Origin of the sequence: Psychrobacter sp. S1-30-MNA-CIBAN-0213 (assembly GCF_040309845.1) — a bacterium.
GTDB lineage: Bacteria > Pseudomonadota > Gammaproteobacteria > Pseudomonadales > Moraxellaceae > Psychrobacter.
In genome coordinates, this window is record NZ_JBEOPE010000015.1 from 58873 (window position 1) to 84154 (window position 25282).

Genomic DNA, 25282 nt, shown 5'->3' on the forward strand with positions numbered 1-25282 from the left:
CACAACTATCTTTTACATTAGCATAGGTTATTTAATGTTAACCAAAAATACTTATTGAGATTATTACTGTTGCTGTTGCATAGCCGCATAACCCGCTAAACGTTTACGCTCAGTATCACTAAATAACTGCTGCTTTAGTTGCTCAATCTGGACACGAGCCTGCGTACTGTTAGTATTTTGGCTTAGGAGTTGTTGTTTCTGTGTTTGATATTGAGTAAAGCGCTGATCAAAGTTAGCATCCTCTTTATCTAATTGTGCAAGCCTGCCCGCTGCTGCCGCGCCTACCAATTCACGGCGCATATTGTAGAGAGCTTCAGGCGTCGCGCCTTGGACTTTCATTTGCTCAGTACGGCTCATCAGCGCGTTTAGGTTGGCCTGTTGCTCTATATTGACCTTGGTCATGTTGTCCGGCATTCGGCTAACATAATCCTGCTGAGCCGCTGCTTTTTGCTCATCCGACATAAGCTTGTTTTGATTAATATTTATCATCGCAATACTATAGTCATCATATTCATCTTCAGCGCCAAAGAACGCGGTAATGGTTTGCGTATCGAAATACTGCTGACGTAGCTTGGCAACGTCTTGCTTTTGCTGCGCTACCATATTTAGATCTAGCTCACCATTTTGTGTGGCTTGCAGTTGTAAGTTACCAAAACTCTTTTCTATTTCAGGAATCGCTTTGAGATAGGCTACATATTTATTGAATATAACAATGGCTTGGCTGGCGGCTGGCTCAGGAACAAAACTGTGAATATAGCTCTCAACACGGGCAAAGATAGTGGCTTCATCTTCTTCACCAAGCGCCGATAAGAAGTAATCAAACAAGCGCCGCAGACCTTCGGTGACGACCAGTTGTTTGTTTTCATCAATAATTATTTCACCGTCCACATCTGTACCCTGTAGTGAGCGCGGTAGATTTTCTAATCCAGTAATAAATCTATCGTTGTTGTTAGTAGACAATGCCGTCTCGTTATTGTTATTGTTATCAGACAGCTTTACCATAGTGCTACTAATGTCACTGTCTACCGTAGACAATGTTTGAGAAGGCGTCATATTGCTTTGATTAGGCTTAAACCATAAGATAATCACCGCAGTTACAATGATAACCACGGTAATGACAAGTATTGTTAAATAGGGACGACGATTATTCGACATAAAAGAGGCGTCTTGTTTTAAGAGTCATTTTATACGTTACAGGTTAGCGTTTTTGAGACGGTTGACCTGACTACGATACACGGTTGTTGGATTAACGCTTCCAAATGCCACTAAGCCCAATAGTTGATTGACTGAATCTAGATGGTTCATTACATAGTTATCTCGGATGACATAGCCGAGACGACTTGAACAAACAGATACTAAGCCATCATTTGCTTCGCCCTTGTATGGCGTACTAGTTGCCAATAATATAGGATCAGTGGCATCAAGTAAGTTGGTTATTTGCCCTACACCACTAAATGAATAGTACTTAATACCATTGACTTCAGTGTTGGCTGGCTGGCCACAATAACGGGTTGGCATTGCAGCAGGAAATTTGGCATTGAATTGTGCGGCACCATCAGTAGACAAGGCCACTAGCGATTTCCAACCATCTTGCTGTTGTAGCTCTGTGACACTGACACCAGAGCCGACATCTGTAGCGATGCCAATGAGTTTAAATAAACCCAGCGTAGCTTCAGTGGTAATACTACCTTCTGACAGTTGATCTAACACTGCATCTGCCGTTTTTGAGCCTTGTTCTGGACTTGAAACTGCAGTTGCTGATGCTATATATTCAGGTGCAACACCAGCGACGTAACGAACGTCGATACCGCCTTGACTGTGTCCAATCAAATTAACTTTAGGTTTACCAGAAATGGCTGAGATGAGTTTGACTTGCGCAAGTAACTGCTCACCGCGAACTTCACTATTATTAACCGCTGAGGTTTTGGTCGCGAATACGTCTGTACCTCCGTTCATTAAAGTTTGAGGAATACCGTAAAAGTAATCTAGGACACCAAAGAGTTTATTGAAACCACCAAGCCCATGTGCGAGTATCACTGGGTTTTGGGTATTGGTATAATTTGAGGTTAATAATCTAGCGCCTACCAGTTGGCATCCGCTAGGGGCAGAACAGCTATAGTAGGTAGATGCCTGAGCCGAAGTTGTTTGCATCGACATTAGCAGCAAACCAGTACCAACAGCACCTAGTGTCGGTAAAAATCTGCTTGGCTTCATAGCCTTAGAGAGGTAAGCGTTAAGCTTCATAACAACATCCTTGTTATCATTAATATGTATTAATCTTTGACCAGCTTATGTATTGCATATCTTGCAAAAGCTATCGAAGACACCTGCTAATCCCTTTAGCAGTGAAATTTACATTACTTTTATAATCTGTAACATTCAACCAATTTAATCTGTAAGCTTCACTATGCGCATGACTACTTAGTCATTGTTTAATCACTATTTAAAATTTTAGTTTTGCTAATGACTCCAGCATTAGCTCAATCATTCGTGGGTATATTCCTGTTATAGCACGCTGCTCATCAGTAAAATGCTACGACTGCTACCGCTTATGGCAAAACGCCAACTATGCATTTATGATATAATTCACCTACCTTAATTCTATAACTATAAGTACGACAATCATGACTAAAAAATCCCTTATTCAGTCCCCTGAAGCCATAGAAAAAATGCGTGTTGCTGGTAAGCTTGCCAGCGACGTACTCGTGATGCTTGATGAGCATGTTAGAGTCGGTATCAGTACCGAAGCGCTCAACCAAATTGCCCATGATTATATCGTTAATGAGCAACAAGCCATTCCAGCACCGCTTAACTATAATGGTTTCCCAAAATCAATCTGTACCTCAGTGAATCATGTGGTATGCCACGGTATCCCAACCGAAAATAAACTGCTTAAAGACGGCGACATTATCAATATCGATGTGACCGTGATTAAAGATGGCTATTATGGTGATACCTCAAAAATGTGGATCGTCGGTAATGGCTCTATCATGGCGCAGCGTATCTGTAAAGTGGCGCAGGACGCTCTTTATGCAGGCATGAGTGTCGTCAAAGATGGCGCGCGCTTGGGTGATGTTGGTGCCGCTATTCAAGAAGTGGTTGAGCCTGAACGCTTTAGTATCGTGCGCGAGTTCTGTGGTCACGGTATCAGTAATGAGTTTCACCATGAGCCACAAGTCATGCATTATGGCAAAAAGGGCACTGGTTTTGAGCTTAAGACTGGTATGACCTTTACCATCGAACCGATGATTAACCAAGGCACGTGGCAGACCAAAATCCTACCAGATGAATGGACAGCAATTACCAAAGACCGTAAGCTGTCTGCGCAATGGGAGCATACGATGGTCGTGACTGATAACGGCTGTGAGGTATTTACCACGCGCCCAGAAGAAGATTTAAGTTTCTTGACCCAGTAATATAAACAAAGATCGCTTAGGCGGTCTTTTTTTTGGACTATTATTATCGGCTTTAGGCTACTATTATCATTGTTAGTCGGTGGATATACGTTGAGCATTATGCTTGCTGATTTTTTACCTTTATACTTCTGATAAGCTTTTACTTTTGATGGTCTCTATTTTTAAATTCTTGATTGGATAACGCTCATGTTCACATTCGATGCCGCCTCTATTAACCTTACTCCGCTGCCGTCCTTCCCTACGCCAAATACTGTGTCGTCAGAACCGTCCGATGCAGAGAAATCTCTACTCGGTATACCTGAATGGCTGACGCAGATTAATGCTGATATTAGCCGTGCACTCGAGCGTGGGGCAAATATTCGCCAGTTAGTAGTCGCGCGTGCTTGGGCAATCGATGGCTTACTCATGGCTTTGTTTAAATGGTTTGAGCTAGATCAGACAGATTTGGCATTATTTGCTACGGGCGGCTATGGGCGCAGTGAGCTGTCGCTATACTCAGATATTGATATCTTGTTGCTAGCACCTGATGAGATAAAACCAGATGTCAGTAGTAAGATTGATAGCTTGGTGGCGATGCTGTGGGATATTGGACTGGAGCCTGCGCTGTCCGTACGCAGTGTCAATGACTGCTTGGAAGCCGCCACGGACCATACTATTGCCAGTGCATTGTTAGAAGCAAGATTGTTAATTGGTAATGAAGCGCTACAAAGTATTCCTGTAGACGTCGTCAACAAGCTATGGTCGCAGCGAGATTTTTATGAGGTAAAAATCAACGAGGCTAAAGTACGTTATATTCAGCACAATGCCACTGAGTACAATCTTGAGCCTAATATCAAAACGGCGCCGGGCGGATTACGTGATATTCATATCGTCGGCTGGGTGACCAAACGCTACTTTCGAGTCAGTAAGCTATATGACCTAGTGCAACAAGGTTTTGTGACTGAAAAAGAGTTCGACGAGCTTAGCTTTGCTGAAGGTTATTTATGGCAAATACGTCACTATTTACATGAGATGACAGGTCGTAACGAAAATAAATTACTGTTTGATTATCAGCGCGATATTGCCCAGCGAATGGGTTATGAGTCGCAGCCAGATGATCAGCCCAACGCAGCTGTCGAACGTTTTATGCGCGACTACTATCGCTGCGCAATGCAAATATCAACGCTGTCTGAGATGCTCATCAATCACTACTTTGAGACCATCATAGAGCCACATCTGCCGGATAATGAGCAGCCTACTAAGCGACCTTTAAATGCGCTTTTTAATCAGGTTGGCGAGCAGATTGCCATCTCCCATCATCGCGTATTTTCTCAGCATCCTGAAGCGATTTTAGAGATGTTTTTACTCATGGGACAATACGGAATAAAAAGTGTCCGAACCCGAACCCTACGCGCGTTAAAAATTGCCGCGCGCGGTATCGATCAGACTTACCGTGACAATCCTGAACATCAGGCATTGTTCTTAGAAAATATAAAAGAGCAAAACTATTTGTTCCATCGTTTGCGCGCGATGAATCGCTATGGGGTATTGGGTAATTATATTCCCGCCTTTGCCCAAGTGACCGGTCTTATGCAGTATGATTTATTTCATCGTTATACGGTCGATGCTCACACGCTATTTTTGATTCGAATTTTACACCGCTTTACCGACGCACGCTTTTATGAAGATTTTCCATTGGTCAGCTCTATCTTTCAACGAATTGAGCGCAAAGAGATTTTAGTACTAGCAGCGATGTTTCATGATATTGCTAAAGGTCGCGGTGGCAATCACAGTCAGCTTGGGGAGACCGAGTCGATTGAGTTTTGTTTGGCACATGGCATGAGTAAGGCCGATGCCCATCTAGTAGGCTGGCTGACGCGTTATCATTTATTAATGTCTATGACCGCGCAGAAAAAAGATATTTCAGACCCTGAAGTGGTGACTATCTTTGCTGACTTAGTTGGTAATGTCACTCATCTTAATCACTTATATGTGTTGACGGTAGCGGATATGAATGCTACCAATCCGCAGCTTTGGAACAGCTGGCGGGCGACTTTGATGAAACAACTATACTCACAAACGCGGCGCATCTTGCGCGCCGATATCGATGCACCAACCAACCGCCAAGACATGATTCGTGCGACGCGTAAGCAGGCGCTGACGATGCTTGATAATGTTGACAATCAACATATGAATCGTGATGAAGTGCTCAGATTATGGGACGACTTGGGCGATGAATATTTTTTGCGTGAGATTGCAGAAGATATCTTATGGCATACCGAAGCTATCTTAAACCATCCTCCTATCGGCTATGCTTCTAACGCTGATAGCGCACCTCTAGTCGTATTACGTGAGCATCGGGAGCTGGCACTTGATGCGGTGCAAGTTTTCGTTTATACCCAAGATCAGGCCAATTTATTTGCAGTGACGATGGCCGTATTTGATCAGATGAATTTAGATGTATTAGATGCACGAATTATCACTGCTACTCGTGACTTTGCTTTGGACTCTTATGTATTACTTGACCGTAGCGGTACGTTATTAAGAGACGAAGACAGCCAGCAAGAGTTAAAACAACGCTTAATTGATGCTTTTAAAAACCCGATGACACCTAAGCTGGCGCAAAAACGTATTCCGCGCCAGCTTAGACACTTTGATGTGCCAACTATTATTGATTTTGAGTTTAATGAAGCTTCAGGTCAGCACATTCTGAGTCTACAGACACTGGATCAGCCAGGGTTGCTAGCACGAGTAGGGCAAGTATTTTTGCAGCAAGGTATCGAAGTCCATGCTGCACGTATTACTACTTTGGGTGAGCGCGCAGAAGATATGTTTTATATCAGTGATCAAGACGATGCGCCATTATCTGAGGACAAGCTTGAAACCTTGCAAACGGCCCTGACTACTAGTATTAGCGTTCAGCCAGATAGCAATCATGCTTAACTTAGCTGGGCTGTCCTAAAAGTTAAATTAACAAGCCCTGATAAGTCTTTTTGGATGACACCTCTTATCTTCAGAGGTGTTTATCTTAAGAGCTGCTTATTTTAAGAGATATTGACTAAGCTTTTATATACCATCTTGTCAGCGTATGGTGACAGCGCTTCATCGGCAAGCTCTGGTGGCAACACTTCTGCTTCTATTTGATATTGGCTTAAAATTAATCGTCCGGCCTCGACCTCTTTTTGTAGTAATCGTTGTAGGCTGGCTAGCTTTAAATGTGACTTATAGCGCTCATGAATGGTTTGTAAAGAGATGGGTGCACTGGCATGGATAGCAGGCAGAATAATATCTGATGCTAGTATATACATCTCATTCAATGCTTGCTCGCGTACAAAATCTGCACTATCAATATTGTTCTGCAGACGATTAGCCAGACGTCCTTTAGACCCCAGCGTCACTGCAAATAATAGCGTTTGTGCGCCAAATATAGTCATATACTGCCATAAATAAAGCTGCACATCGAATAGCTTACTGGACAGCATCAGGACGATAGCGACCAATACATAGCTGACCAATTGCCACATGAGCCACATAATTAAACTGTTCTCCCCGAACCAAAACATCCACCGCTCTTCAAGAGCGATAAGGCGCTGACGCGCTTGCCACCATTGCTGTTCACACTGTTTCAGTTGTTTGCAAAAACCAGCATGCTGTGCATTATTATCACTAGCCTTATTAACATTGTTAGTACTGGCATTGAGAACTTCAATATTGAGGTGGTCAACTTTAGAAGCTTTAAGCATATCAATCATCCTAACAACAACTTACCAAACTGGGTGGCAGTCATTGCTTATGTCATTATTATTTACAAGCTATGAGTGATAAAACAAACAGCTAAGTCATTAAACTACTATCAAATAAATTGTTAATTAATAGTAGTAAACATGAGTGAGATGGAAAAGACAAAAAATAAGAGAAGTGCTACACTGCTAAAATGTAATTTTTCTTTATACATTTATTATCAACTGCCTATTATAGTTACCAAACTTATGAATAACAACTTAACGCATTTGCATCCATACCCGTTTGCCAAAATGGCGACTCTGTTAGCTGACAGCATACCAGCTAACGATTATTCTGAGATTAAGCTTGGAATTGGTGAGCCAAAACACGAACCGCCAACTTTTGTGCTGGACGTATTACGAGAAAACTTAGACAAACTATGTCGTTATCCGACCACTGACGGTAGTTTTGAACTGCGTCAAACCATTGCGCATTGGCTTGAGAAGCGATTTTTTCTGCATCATCTTGATGCCAATACCGAAGTACTACCCGTCATGGGCACGCGCGAAGCTATTTTTAGTTTTGTACAAGCGGTGGTTAATCATGACGAAAGTACAGACAAGGTGGATCAAACAAATATAGATAACAAGCCTTGTAACCCTATAGTCGTGATGCCTAATCCCTTTTATCAAATTTATGAAGGGGCGGCGATACTGGCACAAGCAACACCATACTTCGTGCCTTGCACCGTAGATGATGACTTTAAAGGCAATTATCGCGCTGTACCGAAAGATGTCTGGGAGCAAACACAGCTGTTATTTATCTGTAGCCCAAATAATCCGACCGGCTCAGTGATGACCATGGATGATTGGGAGTTTCTCATTCGCCTATCAGATCAATACAACTTTATTATCGCCAGCGACGAATGTTATAGCGAACTATACTTTGATAAAGCACCTATTGGCTTACTGCAAGCATGCACCGAACTTGGTCGTAATAACTTCAAGAACTGTGTTGTATTTCATTCGCTATCCAAACGCTCGAATCTACCCGGTCTGCGCTCAGGGTTTATCGCAGGCGACGAGTCCATCCTAAAGTCTTATGTGCAATATCGCACCTACCAAGGTTGTGCGATGCCTATACCTCATCAGTTGGCATCGATTGCCGCTTGGCAAGATGAGAAGCATGTCGCACATAATAGAGCGCTATACCAAGAAAAATTTGCGTTATGGATGGCAGAATTAGGCGAGCTATTAGATTTACGCATGCCTGATGCAGGATTTTATTTTTGGGTAAAAGTTCCTGTGGAGTTCGATGGTGATGATGAAGTTTTTGTCAAAGCCTTGTATGAACAAGCCAATATCCATGCGCTTGCTGGGCGTTATTTATCACGTGAAGTTAATGGTAAAAATCCCGGTCAAGGTTATGTCCGTATCGCTCTCGTTGCTAGTGTTGAAGAGAGTCGCGAGGCGATTGACCGTATTCGCAAGTTATTATCAGCACAAGCCAAACTGGTGAGTTAAGGGTTGATGTACTAAACCTTAAAAGATGAGAGGCTGGAAATTTTAAATTAAATATATCCTTATTAACAATAATGTTATGAATGGTAAGATAGTGCTATAGTAAGACGATAACGTTTTATGATAGTAACTTTTCTGCTTTTGATGCTGTCGATACTGCTTCTGTTCTATTATGAAGCTTATTGATAGTAAGCTGCTCTTATTGATTATGCCATCAAGGATGATGCCATGCCCCATCTTGATTTTACTCAGCCACCATTTGATGTACTGCGTCTAACTGAACGTCAAAGCCTCAAAAAAAACACCCAAGTCCGCTATCTTGGTGCAAACGAATCCTTATCCAGTGATGACCTACATAACTTTTTTGTGGTATTAAAAGGACAAGTTGATCAAACGCTAGCTGGCGAATTTGTCGCTTCTTATTTTGGTAGTAATCACTCCGACCAACTGAACAGCAACGACTGGTTCGATAGTCGCCGCACGCCTGAATCGCAAGGTCGTATTACCAAATCACAAAATGATGGCAATACTGAGCTCTATCAATACACGGCTCACGAAGATACTTTGTTGCTGCAAATTGATGGTGCTGCTATCGATAAAATAAGCGCGCAAAATCATCTAGTCCGCCAACTGCTATCAGACAAATTACCTGAGCGCTTAAAAGCACTACAACAAAGACGTAGTACGCAAGGTCAAGCATTAGGATTGCATGCGGATAGTTATACTGCGCAGCAAGAAGTGCAGCAAATCATGCTACAACCAGTCACTGATGTAATTTTATTGCCCGTACATATTATTGATGCCGATAGTAGCCTACACCAAGCCGCACGTATCATGACCGAAGCTGGACTGAAGCATGTGCTGGTACGTCCAACCAGTCATTTGTTAGAGCAAGTAAGAGGTACGCTTAGCGATATTGAAAAAAACTCTAAGCCTGAACCTGAACCTGAACCTGAACCTAGCATTACCCGCCGTTCAGATCGTGAGCTAGGCATCTTGACTGATACTGACATCTGCCGGGCGGTCAGCGAACAGCAAGACCCTGCTACCACTACCTGCCAGCATTTTGCAAGTTTCAACCTACGGACTATTGATACTGATAATGAGATTGGCGATGCTCTAATGACCATGACTCGCTACCGTATCCACCGCTTACCTGTCATTGATAATAAAGGTCAGGTCGTCGGTGTACTGGGGCAAAGCGATGTCTTGGCTTATCTTGGTCATCACTCACAGCTCATTAGTATTCAAATTGAGCAAGCAAAAGACATAAACAGCCTAGATACAGCGGTCGAGCTCATTGGCCGTTACATTCGTGCGCAGCATCAAAACGGTGTCAAGATTGGTATCGTCAGCCGCATGGTGCAAACGCTAAATGCGCAAGTCTTTACTAAGCTTTGGAAACTTATCGTTCCTGATGAGGTCGTAGCAAATACCTGCGTCATCGTAATGGGCTCAGAAGGTCGCGGTGAGCAAATCATGCGTACTGACCAAGATAATGCATTAATCATTCGGGATGGCTTTACTCATCCTAAGTTGGCGCAGTTTGCTGATATCTTTAACAATCATTTAGCAGATCTTGGTTATCCATTATGTGATGGCAACATCATGATGAATAACCCAATGTGGCGGCAACCGCTGAAACCGTTTAAAGCACAAATTAGCTTATGGTTTAAAAATACTGATCAGATGCACAGTATTTACTTATCCGCCATACTTGATGGTGAGTACGTCTGCGGCGATGAATCTCTGCTAAAGGATATACGTGAACATTTAAAAACAGCTCATCGGCAATCAGATCGGATGTTCGTACGGCAGTTTGTACGGGCGGCGCTCCAGTTCGGTGATGTCAATCAATGGTGGCAAAAGTTTGTGCCGTTATTAAGTGGTAAACCTAGCTCGCATGATATTGACCTTAAAAAAGCCGGTATCTTTCCATTGGTACACGGTATCCGTACTTTGGCATTAGAAAATGATATTTTAGAAGTACCTAGCACTAAAGGTCGCCTTAAAGGTTTGGTACAAGCTGGCGCTTTAAACCAAGAGCGGGCTGACACCTTATCGGAAGCCTTAGAGTTTTTTATGGCGCAGCGTTTGTCAGTCGCACTCTCTACAGATGATAAGTATGCACGGCACATCGACCCGACTACCTTATCAGCGCTTGAGCGTGACTTATTAAAAGAGTGTCTTGCAGTGGTCAAAAGCTTCAAAACGCAGCTCCGGCAGCACTATCAACTAGAGGCATCATAGAGGGATAGTAGACTGATATGAATTGGCTAAAGCAGTTGTCGTGTACATGGCAAAAGTCGCAATTGCAGCGTCCAGAGCTGGCATCGATGTTTAGCAAACCTTTGGCTGAGCAATGGGTGGCGATTGACTGTGAGATGACAGGGCTCAATCCGACAAGGCATCACTTATTATCTGTAGCAGCCATTCATATCAACGGAAATACTATCGATACAGGTAATGGTATGCATCTGGTCTGTAGGCCGCCTGTGATGCCTGACCGCGATACCATTGTAATTCATGGTCTGCGTACCGCTGATGTTGAAAATGGTATGAGCTACGATGAGATGCTGGCGTTATTGCTACCGTTTATTGATAATCGTCCGATAGTGGGATTCTGTCCAAAGATAGATACTGGGTTTCTAAATCCTTTGGTGAAGCACTATATGGGCACTACTTTACCCAACGAAGTCATTGATGTGCGACATTTATATAGTCGGCGCATGAGCGGTCAAACCCAAGGCCTTTCCGGTCAATCACAGCATCTGACCAGTATCTTGGCGCATTATGATATTCCTGAGCTCGGCATTCATGATGCCTATAACGATGCCATCATGACGGCAATGGCATTTTTGCATGTACGCTAAAGCTCGTCGCCAATTCATGTTAACATATGCGGTTTTTGCCACCTGATGGTAGACTGCTCATGCAACCCACTTCCAAATTTTATATGTCTCCTACTACCAAACCGAAGCTTCCTTGCACTTATTTGCGACCGTCGAATCAGTCTAGCAAACGCTTATCAATGCTCGCACTATTGGCAACGGCTATTGTATCGCCACTTTACGCACAGGCAGCCCTACCGGAAGCTATCCAAGCAGCACTATCGCGAGCAGACTTAACAGCGGCTGATATCAGTATTGTCATTACCCCAGTGGGTGATAAAAACGCCAGTCGACTGCCCTCTCCGATTAAAGTTATTGACAGCAGTGTTAATGACGACAGTGAACCAAAGCTTGTCAATCAGACTAAGCTTGCGAGCACCCCTTCTGAAACTAATAGCATTAGTCAAAAAACGACACAGAAGAAGAATAACAATGTCAAAAACGATGCTAGCCAGCAGATTACATTGACTACTATTGAGAAGCGCACGATTAAAAAGCATGAGCAAAAATTACACGCTTATACTGACGACCCTTATACTTATCAAAGCTTAGAAAGCATTCCAACAGTACTCTCAGATAATGCAAGCTCAAAGTCTATTAACAATGCTAATAGTAATGAAGATGCCAACGCCAACGACATAGATAATGCTAATGTTGCTACGCCAACTATCAAAATTTCTTTCTCACCCTTATTGAGTCATCAACCAGATATCGCACGTACGCCAGCCAGCACCATGAAACTTGTGCCCAGCTTTATTGCTTTAGATACGCTAGGCGCTAACTTTGTCTGGCATACACGCGTCTATCATACGGGTATTATTATCGGCGATCGTCTACTTGGTGACTTGGTTATTCAAGGGAGTGGCGATCCCAAGATGACCCATGAGCGTTTGCAACAGCTGCTTTACAAAGTGCAAGCTTCAGGTATTCGTCATATTAATGGTGATATTATCATCGATAGCGGGGTTTTTGAAAATGTTGGCAAAGATCCTGCGGCGTTTGATAACGCACCACTGCGACCTTATAACGCCAGCCCTGATGGGTTTTTGGTGAACTTTAGCACTATCGGTATCCAAAGCTATCCATTAGCTAATGGACAGGCGCAGCTGACTTATAAACCGCAATTAGCAAATTATCAGATGCCTAACACGATCAACACACGCTCAGCTTCCTGTGGTCAAGCTAGTTATAGCTTAGCCCCGCAGTGGCAGCCACAACAGCTAGCTTTGAATGCCAATCTACCAGATAGCTGCGGGGAGCATGCCTTTTATGTCGCGTATCCTAATGCCAAAGATTTTGCTGCGCGTGTCATCGCCGCCAAATGGCAAGAGCTGGGCAATACGCTGAGCGGAAAGGTCATCACTCAAGAAACTCCTTACGAGGCGTTGAAAAACACAAAACCAACACGTGGTCTGGCAGCGCTCCCTATGTCACCGCTACCTCTTGTCAGCTATCCATCCTTAAACTTAACTCAGCAAATTTATGATATTAATCACTTCTCTAATAATGTCATGACCGAGCAAGTGGCGCTATCGATTGGGGCTTACGACAAAGCCAAAACCACTGAAGCACACATCGCTACTGTTGAGACGTTTAGCACAAACAGTGATAAAGCGAACCATGATGAAACAGCTAATAATAAAATAATAAACAGTAAAACAAGCAGCTTATACCAATTTGGTAAGCCTACTACTACGGGCTATCCTGCTGCCTTACAAACCATGAACCAGTGGTGGCAAGCCAATCTAAGCACTCCGCCGCCGTACTTAACCAATGGTTCAGGACTTTGCCGCGACTGTACAATAACTGCCGCCAACTTAAGCGAGCTGTTAACATACGCTTATAATCATCCAAGCTTTGACGCGTACGTCAGCTCTTTAGGCATCGCGGGTGTCAGTGGTACTATTGCCGCTCATAGCGAGCGCCTACCTGAGTCGGCAGCCATTGGCCGTGCATGGATAAAAACGGGCACCTTAAATAACGTGACTTCGATGGCAGGTTATGTCAAAGGGACGTCCGGACAGGACTATGTCGTCGTTGGTCTTATTAATACCGAGCAGGCACTAAACGCTTATACGGCTAGAACGGTGTTAGACACCATGCTCGACTGGACCGCCCAGCACTAGTCTTTTTTAAAGAAGCAGCTTCAAAGAATTAGGCGCAGTATTTATTGTGGCTTTTGTTACGATTTTATCGAATACTTATTACATTTATATCAACTGCACGTTTTTACCTTTATAAAGGTCAGCTTATGGCACGCAAGACAACCAAACTTAGCAAGTCTAATACTCAGTCAGGACGTAATGGATTATCGCAAAACTCTAAATCAACTCAACCCAAAATGGCTCAATATATCGGTTTTTTTGCAATTGGCTATATTATTACCAGTACGATATTTATGATGATTCAAACCCAAGTTGCCCTCAACTCGCAACTGGTCACGGTACTGTCCATCATGGTTGGCGCTTATATTGCTGTGAATAAATTTATCAAGCACCAACAGCGGGCACTGGATAGAGATGAGATCAATCGCTTAATGTTCGGCGGGGTTGGTGTTGTTTGGCTGCTTACTGCCATTTACTTCTTAGGGATATGGTTCTTGCTGTTTGATGCGGTAAGCCGTGAGGTGTTACTTGAGATGACTATGCAGCAACCTCTCCCTCTACTCTCTGCATTAGTAATGATATTGGTACTCACTTTTATCAGCGCGCGGATAAGTATTTTGCTGCTGAATCGTCTCCTTGATCCAAAACGCAAAACCTCTTAAGGTCTGGCAGCTACCTACAACGTACTACAAAGTTTTTGCACTATTACAGCGTAAATTCCGTTACGCTGGTTTTAGTTAGTTTAAATTGTTCATATTTGAGCCGCTAACTTTAAAATTTGAATCGCTTTGTATTATTGATAGGAGTAAATACGATGGAAATGCTCTTTTTTGACAACATAGACAAGCTTGGGCGTATTGTCCTAACTACAGTTATGGTATACGTGTTAATTGTGCTAATTACAAAGGTCTCTGGTAAGCGCTCTACATCACAGCTGAATAACTTCGATTGGATCGTCACCGTGATGATCGGCTCGTTAGGTGCGAGTACTATTTTGCTCAAAGACGTTCCCCTTATTGAAGGGTTTAGCTCTATCTTAGTGCTCTATTTATTACAGTTTTTAGTGACTAAATACGCCTCGATTTCACCGCAATTTAGCAGCGTCATTTTATCTGAGCCACGCATTGTTTTTTATCAAGGACAGTATTTACCGGATGCTATGCGTGCAGAACGCTTGACTCGTCAGGAGCTTGAATGTGCGATGCGTTCTGAAGGTATCAGCAGCTTAAATGAGATTGAAGCGATTGTCTTTGAATCTGATGCTAAGTTGACCGTTATTACTAAAGATAGTAATGATCAGAATACAGATACTATTTCTGAAACGCTATCGCCATTAACCGATTAAACAGATTCTGTTTACTTGTTATAAGATAAACCAAATACAAAAAGCTAAGGAATAAACGGCAATGAAAGCACGACTCTTAACCGTTGGTAATAAGATGCCTAGTTGGGTGCAAAGCGGCTTTAATGAATACTATAAACGTATTCAGCCCATGCTCAGCACTGAAATCGTTGAGCTTGCCGCAGCCAAACGTGCCAAAAATCCTTCTGATGCCAATTTGGCGCAGTATCGCGAGCAAGAAGGTCAGACCATCTTGGCAGCTCACGCAACTGCTGCACGTGAGCAACTGTGGGTACTGGATGTCAAAGGTAAAATGCTATCGACAGAAGATCTGGCAGAAAAGCTCGCGGATGCTATGCAGCAAGGCGATGATATTGCGTTGGTCATTGGCGGTGCAGATGGCGTCTCACAAGAAGTATTGGCACAGGCAGATGTAAAATGGTCATTGTCAGCATTGACGTTGCCGCATCCTTTAGTACGAGTGGTATTAATGGAGCAGTTGTATCGGGCGATGAGTATCAATCATAACCATCCTTATCACCGTGGCAACTAAAGACACTTATATAAATGTCGTAAAACTAATCTATCAGAAAACTAAGCGCAATAAAATATGACTGGCTCAATAGATTGAAAAACCTTTGCGCGCCCTAATAAACGGTACATGAGCTATCCGAAATCTGCTAAATATACCCCGTCTAATAATTACTATGATGATGCTAAAGCTATCAAGCCAATAAGTGCTGCCGTAGCTTGGGCAGACGCGCCTGCAGGATTAAACAATGCAGCAAGGCTGCCAGCGTTATTTATATCCCACGGTGCACCGACGCTTGCTATTGAGCAGTCGGCAACTACTAATGCCCTTGCGCGGATAGGACATAACCTACCTAAGCCTCGTGCTATTGTCATCATGTCTGCGCATTGGTTATCCGAAAAACTTGAAATTAGCAGCAACCCCAAACCTAAGACTTGGCATGACTTTTCAGGATTTGATCCCGAATTGCATGAGTTGCAGTATCCGGCCTTAGGCCATGCTGAGCTTGCTGAATCACTAGCGCAGCAGCTGACTGCACGCGGTATTACTTGCAGGGTTAATCCGATGCGGGTCTGCGATCATGGTGTATGGTCGCCGCTCAAACATCTGTATCCAGAAGCAGATGTCCCTATCGTACAGATATCGCTACCCCGGCATTATGATAGCGTGTCTCTCTATCAGCTGGGTGCGCAGCTTGCCCATCTGCGCGAGCAACAAATACTTGTCATTGGCTCAGGTAACATTACTCATAATTTGCAGGCACTACGCTGGCAAGCTGATAGTATTGACCCTGCCGCCAAAGACTTTAAATTGTGGTTATTACAACAACTTAAAACAGATATTCCGTCTGCGTTAGATTGGCAACAGTATCCTAACTATAAAAACATCCATCCAAGTGACGAGCATTTATTACCGTTATTCTTTGCTTTAGGGGCGGGTCAACGTGTGTCTGTCGTCCATGAAAGCATGGCGCACCATAGTCTTGGGATGGATATCTATCGCTTTGACTAAAGTGCGTTTGTTATAACTGATTTTAAATATCAGTTGTTTAAATGTCAGTTATTAACGTTATTTAGCAAATGCGGGCTTTGTAAATAAACCCGCACGCTCTATCTCTCCTGCTAAGCTTAATAGCGTCGTCTCGTCATTCATCCTTCCGATCAATTGCATTCCAATTGGCAAGCCTTTTTTACTCATGCCGAGTGGTAAAGACATGGCAGGTAAACCAGTAATATTGCCTAACAAAGTAAACGCCATTTTACTCAACACGGGGTGGCTGAGCTTCTCAATCATACCTGAGCTAAAAGTATACTTACCCATATTCACGCCTTTACTTAATAGACCAGAGGTGTTCATTAGCATCTCTTCTACTCGGCTTGGTGGCAATACTCCATGCTTCACCGCCGCTGTCGGTACGGTTGGACATAGAATCATATCGTATTGCTCAAGTAGCTTACCAGTATGATATTGGCTGTTATGCCAGCCATGTTTGGCATGTACTAAATCCACTGCAGATAATGAGCGCCCAAGCATCGCCATATTATACGTTTGTGGCTCAAGATTTTGCACATACTGTTTGCCATGGCAGCGCTCAACATTATCAATAGTAAAGGCTGTATGGGCGCAAACCACCACTATGAAATCATGCCAGAATTTTTCGATATCGATGTCTGGCTCAGCTGGCACAACGCGATGCCCCATGGCCTCCAATTGCTTAGCGGTTCGTTCAAGGACCGCTAATACCTCTTTATCCACTACTGTATTGGCAATTAACGGCTGCTGATGTAAAGCAATTGTTAGCGGACGAGGTGCACGCATCGCTGCTTGTAAAAATGTCCCCTCAGGTGGTGCGATGACGTAAGGTGCACCAACCTCAGCGCCACTAGTCGCATCCAGCATCGCTGCACTATCGCGCACCGTGCGCGTGATTACGTGATCGGCGATTGCGCCATCCCAGCCTTCACCAAATGCTGGGCCGATTGGATTGCGGCCACGGCTAGGTTTAAGGCCAAATGCACCGCACCATGCTGCAGGAAAGCGTATCGAGCCACCACCATCTCCTGCACCTGCCATCGGCACAATGCCACTCGCAACTGCCGCTGCACTACCGCCAGATGAGCCACCAGAGCTATAGCCCTTTTTGAATGGGTTGTGGGTGGCGCCATGCGCTTTGGGCTCAGTAGTGATGATTAAACCAAACTCGGGGGTATTGGTCTTGCCAAAAGTGTTAACGCCACTGGCTTTCATGCGTTTGACAATTTCACTGTCGTAATCGGTCACGATATTGACACTACGACTGCCCATCGTTAATGGCTCATCGGCAAAATAAAAAGACAAATCTTTGAGAAGATAAGGGACGCCAGTAAATGCGCCTTTCGGTAATCCTGTTTGCGCGGCATTATAAGCACGCTCATCGAAACGGTGAATAATGGCATTAAGCTTTGGATTAAATCGATTGGCTTGATTTACCGCAGCATCTAATAATTCTTTGGCGCTGACTTGTCCTGAATTCACTAATCCTGCTAATCCTAGCGCATCGTACTGAGTATATTCTTTAAACATATTTTGCATCCTTGCTTAAAAAGTAATTTTACTTGTGAGCTGTCAAACACGTCCTAAGTATATCGGTTTAAATAATAAACAAGTAGATACCTTATCAGTACTACTATGTTCATTACTCTGTTTATTGAAACAAAAAAACGAGCCACTATTGCGACTCGCTTTTTCTTGATGCAATCAAACCCCAGCTCTACATCAATAACTCACGCTTACCACTTTTACCCATGGAACTAACCAGCCCAGCTTCCTCCATGGAGTCGACGATGCGCGCAGCGCGGTTGTAACCGATGCTAAATTTGCGCTGAATACTAGAAGCAGATACTTTACGAGTTTCCATAATAAAGGCGACCGCATCGTTGTAAAGATCGTCGTCTTCGCCAGAGGCACTAGCCCCGCTACTACCACCACCAGGACTCGATAGCTCAAAATTACCTGCCATATTATCGATATAATCCGGTGCGCCACGCTCGCGCCATGCATCACACACACGGTTGACTTCTTCGTCACTGACATAAGCACCATGGACACGATCGGGTTCAATCTGTCCTGGCCCTAAGAACAACATATCACCGTTGCCGAGCATGTCTTCTGCACCGCCACTATCCAAAATCGTCCGCGAATCTACTTTTGAGTTAACACGTAATGCCGCCCGTACTGGAATATTGGCCTTAATCAAACCAGTAATGACATCTACCGATGGACGCTGAGTGGCAAGCATCAAGTGAATACCTGCCGCCCGCGATTTTTGTGCTAAGCGGGTGATAAGCTCTTCTGCTTGCTTACCGACCTGCATAATCATATCGGCAAACTCATCAGCGACAATGACAATCATCGGCAAGGTTTTGAGCTTCGGTGCTTGGTCAATGCTCACATTATCGTTAGGTCGCCATAAAGGATCAAGCATCGGATTACCCGATTTTTCAGCAGCGATAACCTTTTTATTAAACTCGTTAAGCTTACGTACTTTAAGTAGGCTCATTAATTGATAGCGACGTTCCATCTCTGCCACACACCATGATAAGGCACTGGCTGCTTCAGTCATATCAGTGACGACAGGTGTAAGCAAATGCGGAATGTCATTATAGTTGGCAAGCTCTAGCTGCTTTGGATCAATGAGGATAAGACGCAGCTCGTTCGGTGTATATTTGAGTAGCATGGACAGTAGCATTGAGTTTACCAATACCGATTTACCAGAGCCTGTCGTACCAGCAACCAACATATGCGGCGCGCGAGCAAGATCAGTGATAATAGGATTGCCACCGATATCTTTACCCATTGCCATGCTGATTTGGGCTTTGGGATCTTTGAATTTTTCGGTGTTAAGTAACTCAATTAGGCGCACCATCTCGCGCTGTTTATTGGGCACTTCGATGCCAATATAAGGTTTGCCCGGAATAACCTCGACTACGCGTAATGATGCCATCGATAACGAACGTGCCAAATCACGTGAAATGCCTGTGACCTTACTGGCTTTTATCCCAGCCGCAAGATCCACTTCAAAGCGGGTGACGACGGGGCCTGGAATAGCATTAACCACAGATGCCTTAACATTGAACTCTTGAAGTTTAATCTCTAATAGCTCTGACAATTGCTCAAGCTCGACGATGGTATAGCTTGGCTTACGATCAGGGTCTGGCTTATCTAAAATAGATACTTCTGGAATAGGCGTCAAACTACCGCGATATTCAGCCGTTTGCATCGCACGTGAACGTTTAGCAAAGGCTGCATCATCACTAATATCTGGCATAACTAGCGTATTAGAATCATCAGAACGACTATCGTCTTCTGGCATCATATCGGTGATATGGTTACTACTATCACCATCCGGTACCGAAAAGCTCACTGTTGGCTTAGGTGCTGCTATCAGCTCAGCATTTGTAACTGGGTCGGCTATTTGTACCGTTGGCGCAGCTTTTGGATTAGCAGGCGGCGTATTGGTTGGTGTCATATCTGCTGGTACAACTGGCTCTTGCACTTGCAGACTTTCTTTAACTTCAGCTTTAGCTGTTACGGTTTCTCTCTGTTCTATCACAGGCTCTACAACTACAGGCTGGTCTTCGATTACTGGAGAGCTTTGTTCACTTACTACCTCAGCGTCGTTTGTCGGATTTTGATAGTCATTGGTCACGTTGTCAGAAGAGATAGTGTTATCAAACGAAGATGCTGTATTCGCAGGCTCATTTTCAGCTAACCAATTATTCGCTAACTCATCTAAGCTCGGCGTCTGTTCGTTAGCAACATTACTATCTATTTCTTCAAATTTGTTTTCATAGAATCTTGTTTCATCAAATTCTACTGCTTGCTCAAAATTTGCATGCGTTTCTACAGGCGCGGATATGACTGGATCAGCAGTAGGCGTCGGCATGTATTGATCTTTTTCAGCTTCCGTCGCCAGTAAATCATTGACCGTACCAGCGTCATTCCATGCAAAGCTAGGCTCAACTTTACGGGTAGGCATAGTAGTAGCTGCTACTGCTTGCACATTATTATTAGATTTTTCAGTATAGTTGTTCGATACAGGAGCTGACGCCTGCGAGCTGTCATACATACTAGCCTGACTTGCAATAGATTCCGCAGAAGCATCGGCCGCGACAGTCGCCTTAACGCTAGCACCAAGTCCTGACTTGGCTAAGAAATCCGTTAGTGCATGACTAAAGCGGCTACTATTATCTGGCGCATGGCTTACGCCGGCGGTTTGTAGCTCAAGTGGTAGTTGCTCATAGTCATTTGCACTTTGTTTGGCTTTACGTTCAGCGCTTTTAGTATTGCTAGCATTGGCAGCTGAGTTCTGAGCTGCATTGCTTTTTTCATCATTGGATGCTTGATTATCAGAGCCTTGTTGACTGTAGTTATACTGATCACTATTGTCTTTTACACCTGAGCCAAGCCATGACAAATCGGTAAGTCTACGATACAGTGCATGCCAATGAATATTAAAAGCAAAAGTCGCCGTAATGACGACAAATACCGCCAAAAACAACACACTCCCCCACTGCGATAACAGCTGCGTTAAGCGCGCTTGTAATTCCAGCCCAATAATACCGCCAGCGACACCTTCAAGGCCTGATGCTATGGGATCTGCAACATGCTGCACTAACGCAACGAGCTGAGCGAATAAAGCGCTACTACTCAATATCAAAAAGACATAAGCAACCAGTCGCAGCAACCAAAACGTCGGCTTATTTTCCCACCAAATCAAGATAGATTCGTAGACTAAAAAAGCCAGTAGCCACCATGCACCAAAGCCAAAGAAGCTATAGAATAGGTCAGACAACCATGCGCCCGTTGAGCCGCCCATATTATTAATCGTTGTCATATCACTGCTGATATGCGACCAGCTGGGATCATTGCCAGTATAAGTCAGCAAAATAACGAACAGATAAACTGCCAAAATTATCCCAAGGAAGGTAAATATCCCTTTTTTTAAATACTCAATAAGCGGTGCTGATATCACGTAGAATCTGCCTTGTTATCCATACTAAATAGTCGTCAACTCATGATTAAGCCTAACCATGCTGACATAAAGTGCTGACATAAATTTACGTAGCTAAATTTTTATAACCAAAAAGTGTCTGTCGTAAAATAGCTATTATAAGGTATCTCATAGTCATTCATGACGTAAAAGTAGCCATTTATAAGATAAAAACTAACCACTTATAACGTAAAATATGCTTTCAATGCTTTACATTTGCCAAATGCAGGCCTATCGATACAAGATATCATTTAGGATCTAACGCATTTAGCATAACTTCTTATAATAACAAATACATAGGTCAAGTGGCGACCCTGTTATTAAGAAACAGGCCAAGAAAACACATTCATAACGGATTTATGAGTAAGCAGATACATCGATAAAAGAGTAAAAGCGAATCATTTAAAAATAGTGCCACAATCACTCGGAATTAGCAGCTATCAAGTCTGATTTAATTCTAATAATATCCATATTTGTTTTAGCAAACTTGCACTTTATAGCAACGACCCTTATGTTAGTATCACATATAATTAACAGCACTCAATAATTTTTAATAGTTAATCATTATTATTTAGCAAGGAAAAAACATGTCAACTGAAAACACTACTGCTATTCAAGAAGCTCGTCACGAAAAACTTATTATTCTAGGCTCAGGTCCAGCAGGTTATTCTGCCGCTGTTTATGCAGCGCGTGCCAACCTAAAGCCTGTTATGGTTACTGGTATGGAAGTGGGTGGACAATTAACCACCACTACTGAAGTCGACAACTGGCCAGGCGATGCTCATGATCTAACGGGTCCTGCCCTTATGGATCGTATGAAAGCCCATGCCGAACGCTTCGGTACCGAATTGGTTTATGACCACATTAATGCTGTCGATTTAAGCGAGCGTCCTTTTAAGCTGACCGGCGACAATGGCAGCTATACTTGTGATGCGCTTATTATCTCAACAGGTGCTTCTGCTCAGTATTTAGGTCTAGAATCAGAAACCAAATTTAGAGGTTTAGGCGTTTCTGCCTGTGCTACTTGTGACGGATTCTTTTACAAAGATCAAAAAGTCGCTGTCATTGGTGGTGGTAATACGGCAGTTGAAGAAGCTTTATATTTATCAAACATTGCCTCTGAAGTTACTTTAGTGCATCGCCGTGATAGCTTGCGTTCTGAAAAAATTTTACAAGACAAATTATTTGAAAAAGCCAAGAATGGCAACATCAAAATCGAATGGAACCACAAAGTCAAAGAAGTAGTCGGCGATGACATGGGTGTCAATGGTGTTATCATCGAATCGATGATTGATGGCAGCACCAAGCAGTTAGATAGCCATGGTATGTTTGTAGCGATTGGTCATAAGCCAAATACTGACTTATTCAAAAATCAGCTAGACATGAAAGACGGCTACCTCATCGTTAATAGTGGTCTTAATGGCAATGCGACTCAAACCAGTATCGAAGGCGTTTTTGCGGCAGGCGACGTAGCCGATCATGTTTATCGTCAGGCGATTACTTCAGCGGGCACTGGCTGTATGGCAGCACTTGATGCAGAAAAATATCTGGATGCCATTGGTGAAGCCGTTGCTACTGATCATACTTATGCATCAACCTTAACTGCTGATAATGAAGCTTAAATGAGTCATTTCTCTGAAAAGCTTACCCTTCATATCACGCCTGAGACCCTAAAAAGTCTTGGGCGTTATGACTTCCCTAACCCTGCCATCATTGATCCTGATGGCGTTGGGATTGTCGCTATAGGTGGTGATCTAGCACCTGAAACACTTATTTCAGCTTACGCACAGGGATTGTTTCCTTGGTTCAATGAAGATGAACCTATTGCGTGGTGGTGCCCTGAGCCGCGCTGTGTGATGTTACCGACTGATTATGTGCCAAGTAAATCACTACGCCGTCAGGCCAAAAAGGAACGCTGGCAGCTTACGCTTGATCAAGCATTTGATGACGTCATACGCGCTTGTAGCTTACCGCGTAGTAATGCCCTCAATAATGAACAGCCTGAGGGTGAGCATACATGGATTCACGATGAGATGATTGAGGCTTACACCGAGCTACATGCGCACGGCTTTGCTCATAGCGTTGAGGTTTGGGATGATAGCGGACAGCTGATTGGCGGCTTGTATGGTCTAAAAATAGGCAACATCTATTTTGGTGAGTCAATGTTTCACCGTAGCTCTAATGCTTCTAAACTGGCATTTTGGGGCTTGATGCGTTTATGCGAACAAAGCAACGTCGCACTTGTGGACTGTCAATTACCCAATGAGCATTTGATGAGCTTAGGGGCTAAGACCTTGCCACGTGCTGATTTTTTGACACAGTTGGACACGCTTATTGGAGGCCATTCGGTACAATGGCAAAATAATTCTCATAAACCGATGGCAGTTGCTAGACTGGATATGTCAGAAGCATGGCAAATAAATGTTTAAAAAATAAAACTAAAGCACACGTAGTCTTCTGTCTATGTCATTGCATGAATTCAGAGCTTTTTTATCCCTCCCCTTTTTGTTAATCATTACATTTATGAGATTACCCTATGGCAGCTGATACATCATTTTTACTGATTGGAACGTTGGCAGCACAGGCCAATACGACCAAAGATACAGTACGCCATTACGATCAACTAGGGCTGCTAAAATCGCGTAAACGCCAAGCTGGATCACGGCTGTATACTGAGTTTCATCCAGAATGCGTAGAACGTATTGAGCTCATTAAAAGCGCACAGGCTATTGGCTTCACCCTTATTGAAATCAAGGATAGTCTCAATGATTATTATGACGGTCAGCTAGATATTGATTTGCAGCTGATGCTTACGCAGCAAAAACTGGCACAAGTTAGAAAACAACAAGCCAATATCAGTGTTATGGTAGAGATGTTAAGCGAAAGAATTGATATTTTAGAGCGTATGAAAACAGACAGTGACTATAAACTCGATGTTGAAGTCTGTAAAAAGAAAATACCTTTACAACCTTAGGGCGTGTCCTCAATCTGAACGAGTGAACCTCTAATGGGCTAAAAATGGTGATTAAAAATAAATGCGCTGCATAATTAAAGCGTCAACTGTTGGCTGATGCGGTGCTTGATAATAGCCTTTACGTCTGTGAATCACAGTAAATCCTTGCTGCTCATATAAGGCAATAGCTGCAAAATTATCTGCGCGTACCTCTAATAGTAAGCTCTCCACCTTCTGATTCTGTAGCTCTTTATTTAAGCTAGTAAAAATTTGCGATGCGATACCTTGGCGCTGATAGTCAGGATGGGTGCCAATACGTAAAATTTCTGCTTGTTCAAAAACCACTTGATATAAACAATAACCAACTACCTTATTATTGATAGCCTCCTCTTGTTGCTCACAAATACTAAGCATCTTAATACTATCTTGCTTGAGCAATTCGATTAACGTCTCATAAGTCCACATGTCTTGCGGCTGTACCATAGCTTCAATATTTGCTACTGCTTGAATCACTTGTTCAAACTCTATTGCGTTAATTGGCAGCTCTTCTATACTTTCTACAATGAACACGGCCTGTCCTTTTATTCTTATTATTTAATGCGCTTATTTTATCGTAAACGTTAATCGTTGTTCACTTATATTATTTAATCCCCTTATTTCACCCACAAAAAAGCCACCCTCTATGAGAATGGCTTTTCGACTACGGTTTAACACTCTCAGATTGCTCTGAGTGGGTTAAATCTTAGTTCAATACGTTAGCAACAACACCAGCGCCTACAGTACGGCCGCC

General features: G+C 43.3%; 19 protein-coding genes. 13 read left to right on the forward strand and 6 right to left on the reverse strand.

Annotated features, from left to right (window positions below):
• Positions 1-63: 63 nt before the first annotated feature.
• Together AAEY87_RS12415 and AAEY87_RS12420 are read right to left on the reverse strand one after the other, a co-directional pair.
• Complete coding sequence (locus tag AAEY87_RS12415) at positions 64-1155, reverse strand: lipase secretion chaperone (RefSeq protein ID WP_350657418.1); 1092 nt, start codon at positions 1153-1155, stop codon at positions 64-66.
• Positions 1156-1191: 36 nt separating this feature from the next.
• Positions 1192-2244, reverse strand: coding sequence for an esterase/lipase family protein (locus AAEY87_RS12420; protein ID WP_350657419.1), 1053 nt, complete (start codon positions 2242-2244; stop codon positions 1192-1194).
• Positions 2245-2624: 380 nt separating this feature from the next.
• On the opposite strand from AAEY87_RS12420, the gene map reads away from it, so the two are divergent.
• Positions 2625-3416, forward strand: a complete 792-nt coding sequence (gene map, locus AAEY87_RS12425; RefSeq protein ID WP_068325997.1) for a type I methionyl aminopeptidase — start codon at positions 2625-2627, stop codon at positions 3414-3416.
• Between the two features lie 186 nt (positions 3417-3602).
• Positions 3603-6338, forward strand: coding sequence for a [protein-PII] uridylyltransferase (glnD, locus tag AAEY87_RS12430; RefSeq protein WP_068325995.1), 2736 nt, complete (start codon positions 3603-3605; stop codon positions 6336-6338).
• Between the two features lie 101 nt (positions 6339-6439).
• Here glnD and AAEY87_RS12435 read toward each other — a convergent pair whose 3' ends face one another.
• Positions 6440-7138, reverse strand: a complete 699-nt coding sequence (locus tag AAEY87_RS12435) for a hypothetical protein (RefSeq protein ID WP_350657420.1) — start codon at positions 7136-7138, stop codon at positions 6440-6442.
• Between the two features lie 246 nt (positions 7139-7384).
• On the opposite strand from AAEY87_RS12435, the gene dapC reads away from it, so the two are divergent.
• From dapC to AAEY87_RS12475, 8 genes are all read left to right on the forward strand, one after another.
• Positions 7385-8641 (forward strand): succinyldiaminopimelate transaminase, encoded by a 1257-nt coding sequence (gene dapC / locus AAEY87_RS12440; protein WP_350657421.1) that lies wholly within the window; start codon positions 7385-7387, stop codon positions 8639-8641.
• 225 nt (positions 8642-8866) lie between these two features.
• Complete coding sequence (locus AAEY87_RS12445) at positions 8867-10888, forward strand: DUF294 nucleotidyltransferase-like domain-containing protein (RefSeq protein WP_350657422.1); 2022 nt, start codon at positions 8867-8869, stop codon at positions 10886-10888.
• A gap of 17 nt (positions 10889-10905) precedes the next feature.
• Positions 10906-11511 carry a 3'-5' exonuclease gene (locus AAEY87_RS12450; RefSeq protein WP_350657423.1) on the forward strand — a complete coding sequence of 202 codons (606 nt, stop codon included), beginning with the start codon at positions 10906-10908 and terminating at the stop codon, positions 11509-11511.
• A gap of 59 nt (positions 11512-11570) precedes the next feature.
• Complete coding sequence (locus tag AAEY87_RS12455; protein WP_350657424.1) at positions 11571-13655, forward strand: D-alanyl-D-alanine carboxypeptidase/D-alanyl-D-alanine-endopeptidase; 2085 nt, start codon at positions 11571-11573, stop codon at positions 13653-13655.
• Positions 13656-13780: 125 nt separating this feature from the next.
• A complete protein-coding gene (locus AAEY87_RS12460) occupies positions 13781-14296 on the forward strand; it encodes an ABZJ_00895 family protein (protein WP_350657425.1) in 516 nt (171 codons plus the stop codon).
• A gap of 152 nt (positions 14297-14448) precedes the next feature.
• A complete protein-coding gene (locus tag AAEY87_RS12465) occupies positions 14449-14979 on the forward strand; it encodes a DUF421 domain-containing protein (protein ID WP_068034485.1) in 531 nt (176 codons plus the stop codon).
• 61 nt (positions 14980-15040) lie between these two features.
• Positions 15041-15529 (forward strand): 23S rRNA (pseudouridine(1915)-N(3))-methyltransferase RlmH, encoded by a 489-nt coding sequence (rlmH, locus tag AAEY87_RS12470; RefSeq protein ID WP_068034484.1) that lies wholly within the window; start codon positions 15041-15043, stop codon positions 15527-15529.
• Between the two features lie 108 nt (positions 15530-15637).
• On the forward strand, positions 15638-16519 hold the full coding sequence (locus AAEY87_RS12475; RefSeq protein ID WP_350657426.1) for a DODA-type extradiol aromatic ring-opening family dioxygenase: 882 nt from the start codon (positions 15638-15640) through the stop codon (positions 16517-16519).
• A 57-nt stretch (positions 16520-16576) separates the two neighbouring features.
• Here the strand turns inward: AAEY87_RS12475 and AAEY87_RS12480 are convergent, their stop codons facing one another.
• Positions 16577-18070 (reverse strand): amidase, encoded by a 1494-nt coding sequence (locus tag AAEY87_RS12480; protein ID WP_350657427.1) that lies wholly within the window; start codon positions 18068-18070, stop codon positions 16577-16579.
• A gap of 187 nt (positions 18071-18257) precedes the next feature.
• On the reverse strand, positions 18258-21521 hold the full coding sequence (locus AAEY87_RS12485; protein WP_350657428.1) for a DNA translocase FtsK: 3264 nt from the start codon (positions 21519-21521) through the stop codon (positions 18258-18260).
• Positions 21522-22126: 605 nt separating this feature from the next.
• Here AAEY87_RS12485 and trxB point away from each other — a divergent pair.
• The 3 genes from trxB (at position 22127) to AAEY87_RS12500 (ending at position 24513) form a co-directional block, all read left to right on the forward strand.
• Positions 22127-23161, forward strand: coding sequence for a thioredoxin-disulfide reductase (trxB, locus tag AAEY87_RS12490; RefSeq protein WP_068034478.1), 1035 nt, complete (start codon positions 22127-22129; stop codon positions 23159-23161).
• A complete protein-coding gene (gene aat / locus AAEY87_RS12495; RefSeq protein ID WP_350657429.1) occupies positions 23162-23968 on the forward strand; it encodes a leucyl/phenylalanyl-tRNA--protein transferase in 807 nt (268 codons plus the stop codon).
• A 107-nt stretch (positions 23969-24075) separates the two neighbouring features.
• Complete coding sequence (locus AAEY87_RS12500; RefSeq protein ID WP_350657430.1) at positions 24076-24513, forward strand: MerR family transcriptional regulator; 438 nt, start codon at positions 24076-24078, stop codon at positions 24511-24513.
• A 51-nt stretch (positions 24514-24564) separates the two neighbouring features.
• Here the strand turns inward: AAEY87_RS12500 and rimI are convergent, their stop codons facing one another.
• Positions 24565-25062: a ribosomal protein S18-alanine N-acetyltransferase gene (rimI, locus tag AAEY87_RS12505; RefSeq protein WP_350657431.1), complete on the reverse strand. Its 498-nt coding sequence runs from the start codon at positions 25060-25062 to the stop codon at positions 24565-24567.
• Positions 25063-25282 lie beyond the last annotated feature (220 nt).

Coding starts and splice junctions, on each gene's coding strand:
- AAEY87_RS12415 (WP_350657418.1), bottom strand. CDS start 1,155: ATGTCGAATAATCGTCGTCCCTATTTAACAATACTTGTCATTACCGTG.
- AAEY87_RS12420 (WP_350657419.1), bottom strand. CDS start 2,244: ATGAAGCTTAACGCTTACCTCTCTAAGGCTATGAAGCCAAGCAGATTT.
- map (WP_068325997.1), top strand. CDS start 2,625: ATGACTAAAAAATCCCTTATTCAGTCCCCTGAAGCCATAGAAAAAATG.
- glnD (WP_068325995.1), top strand. CDS start 3,603: ATGTTCACATTCGATGCCGCCTCTATTAACCTTACTCCGCTGCCGTCC.
- AAEY87_RS12435 (WP_350657420.1), bottom strand. CDS start 7,138: ATGCTTAAAGCTTCTAAAGTTGACCACCTCAATATTGAAGTTCTCAAT.
- dapC (WP_350657421.1), top strand. CDS start 7,385: ATGAATAACAACTTAACGCATTTGCATCCATACCCGTTTGCCAAAATG.
- AAEY87_RS12445 (WP_350657422.1), top strand. CDS start 8,867: ATGCCCCATCTTGATTTTACTCAGCCACCATTTGATGTACTGCGTCTA.
- AAEY87_RS12450 (WP_350657423.1), top strand. CDS start 10,906: ATGAATTGGCTAAAGCAGTTGTCGTGTACATGGCAAAAGTCGCAATTG.
- AAEY87_RS12455 (WP_350657424.1), top strand. CDS start 11,571: ATGCAACCCACTTCCAAATTTTATATGTCTCCTACTACCAAACCGAAG.
- AAEY87_RS12460 (WP_350657425.1), top strand. CDS start 13,781: ATGGCACGCAAGACAACCAAACTTAGCAAGTCTAATACTCAGTCAGGA.
- AAEY87_RS12465 (WP_068034485.1), top strand. CDS start 14,449: ATGGAAATGCTCTTTTTTGACAACATAGACAAGCTTGGGCGTATTGTC.
- rlmH (WP_068034484.1), top strand. CDS start 15,041: ATGAAAGCACGACTCTTAACCGTTGGTAATAAGATGCCTAGTTGGGTG.
- AAEY87_RS12475 (WP_350657426.1), top strand. CDS start 15,638: ATGAGCTATCCGAAATCTGCTAAATATACCCCGTCTAATAATTACTAT.
- AAEY87_RS12480 (WP_350657427.1), bottom strand. CDS start 18,070: ATGTTTAAAGAATATACTCAGTACGATGCGCTAGGATTAGCAGGATTA.
- trxB (WP_068034478.1), top strand. CDS start 22,127: ATGTCAACTGAAAACACTACTGCTATTCAAGAAGCTCGTCACGAAAAA.
- aat (WP_350657429.1), top strand. CDS start 23,162: ATGAGTCATTTCTCTGAAAAGCTTACCCTTCATATCACGCCTGAGACC.
- AAEY87_RS12500 (WP_350657430.1), top strand. CDS start 24,076: ATGGCAGCTGATACATCATTTTTACTGATTGGAACGTTGGCAGCACAG.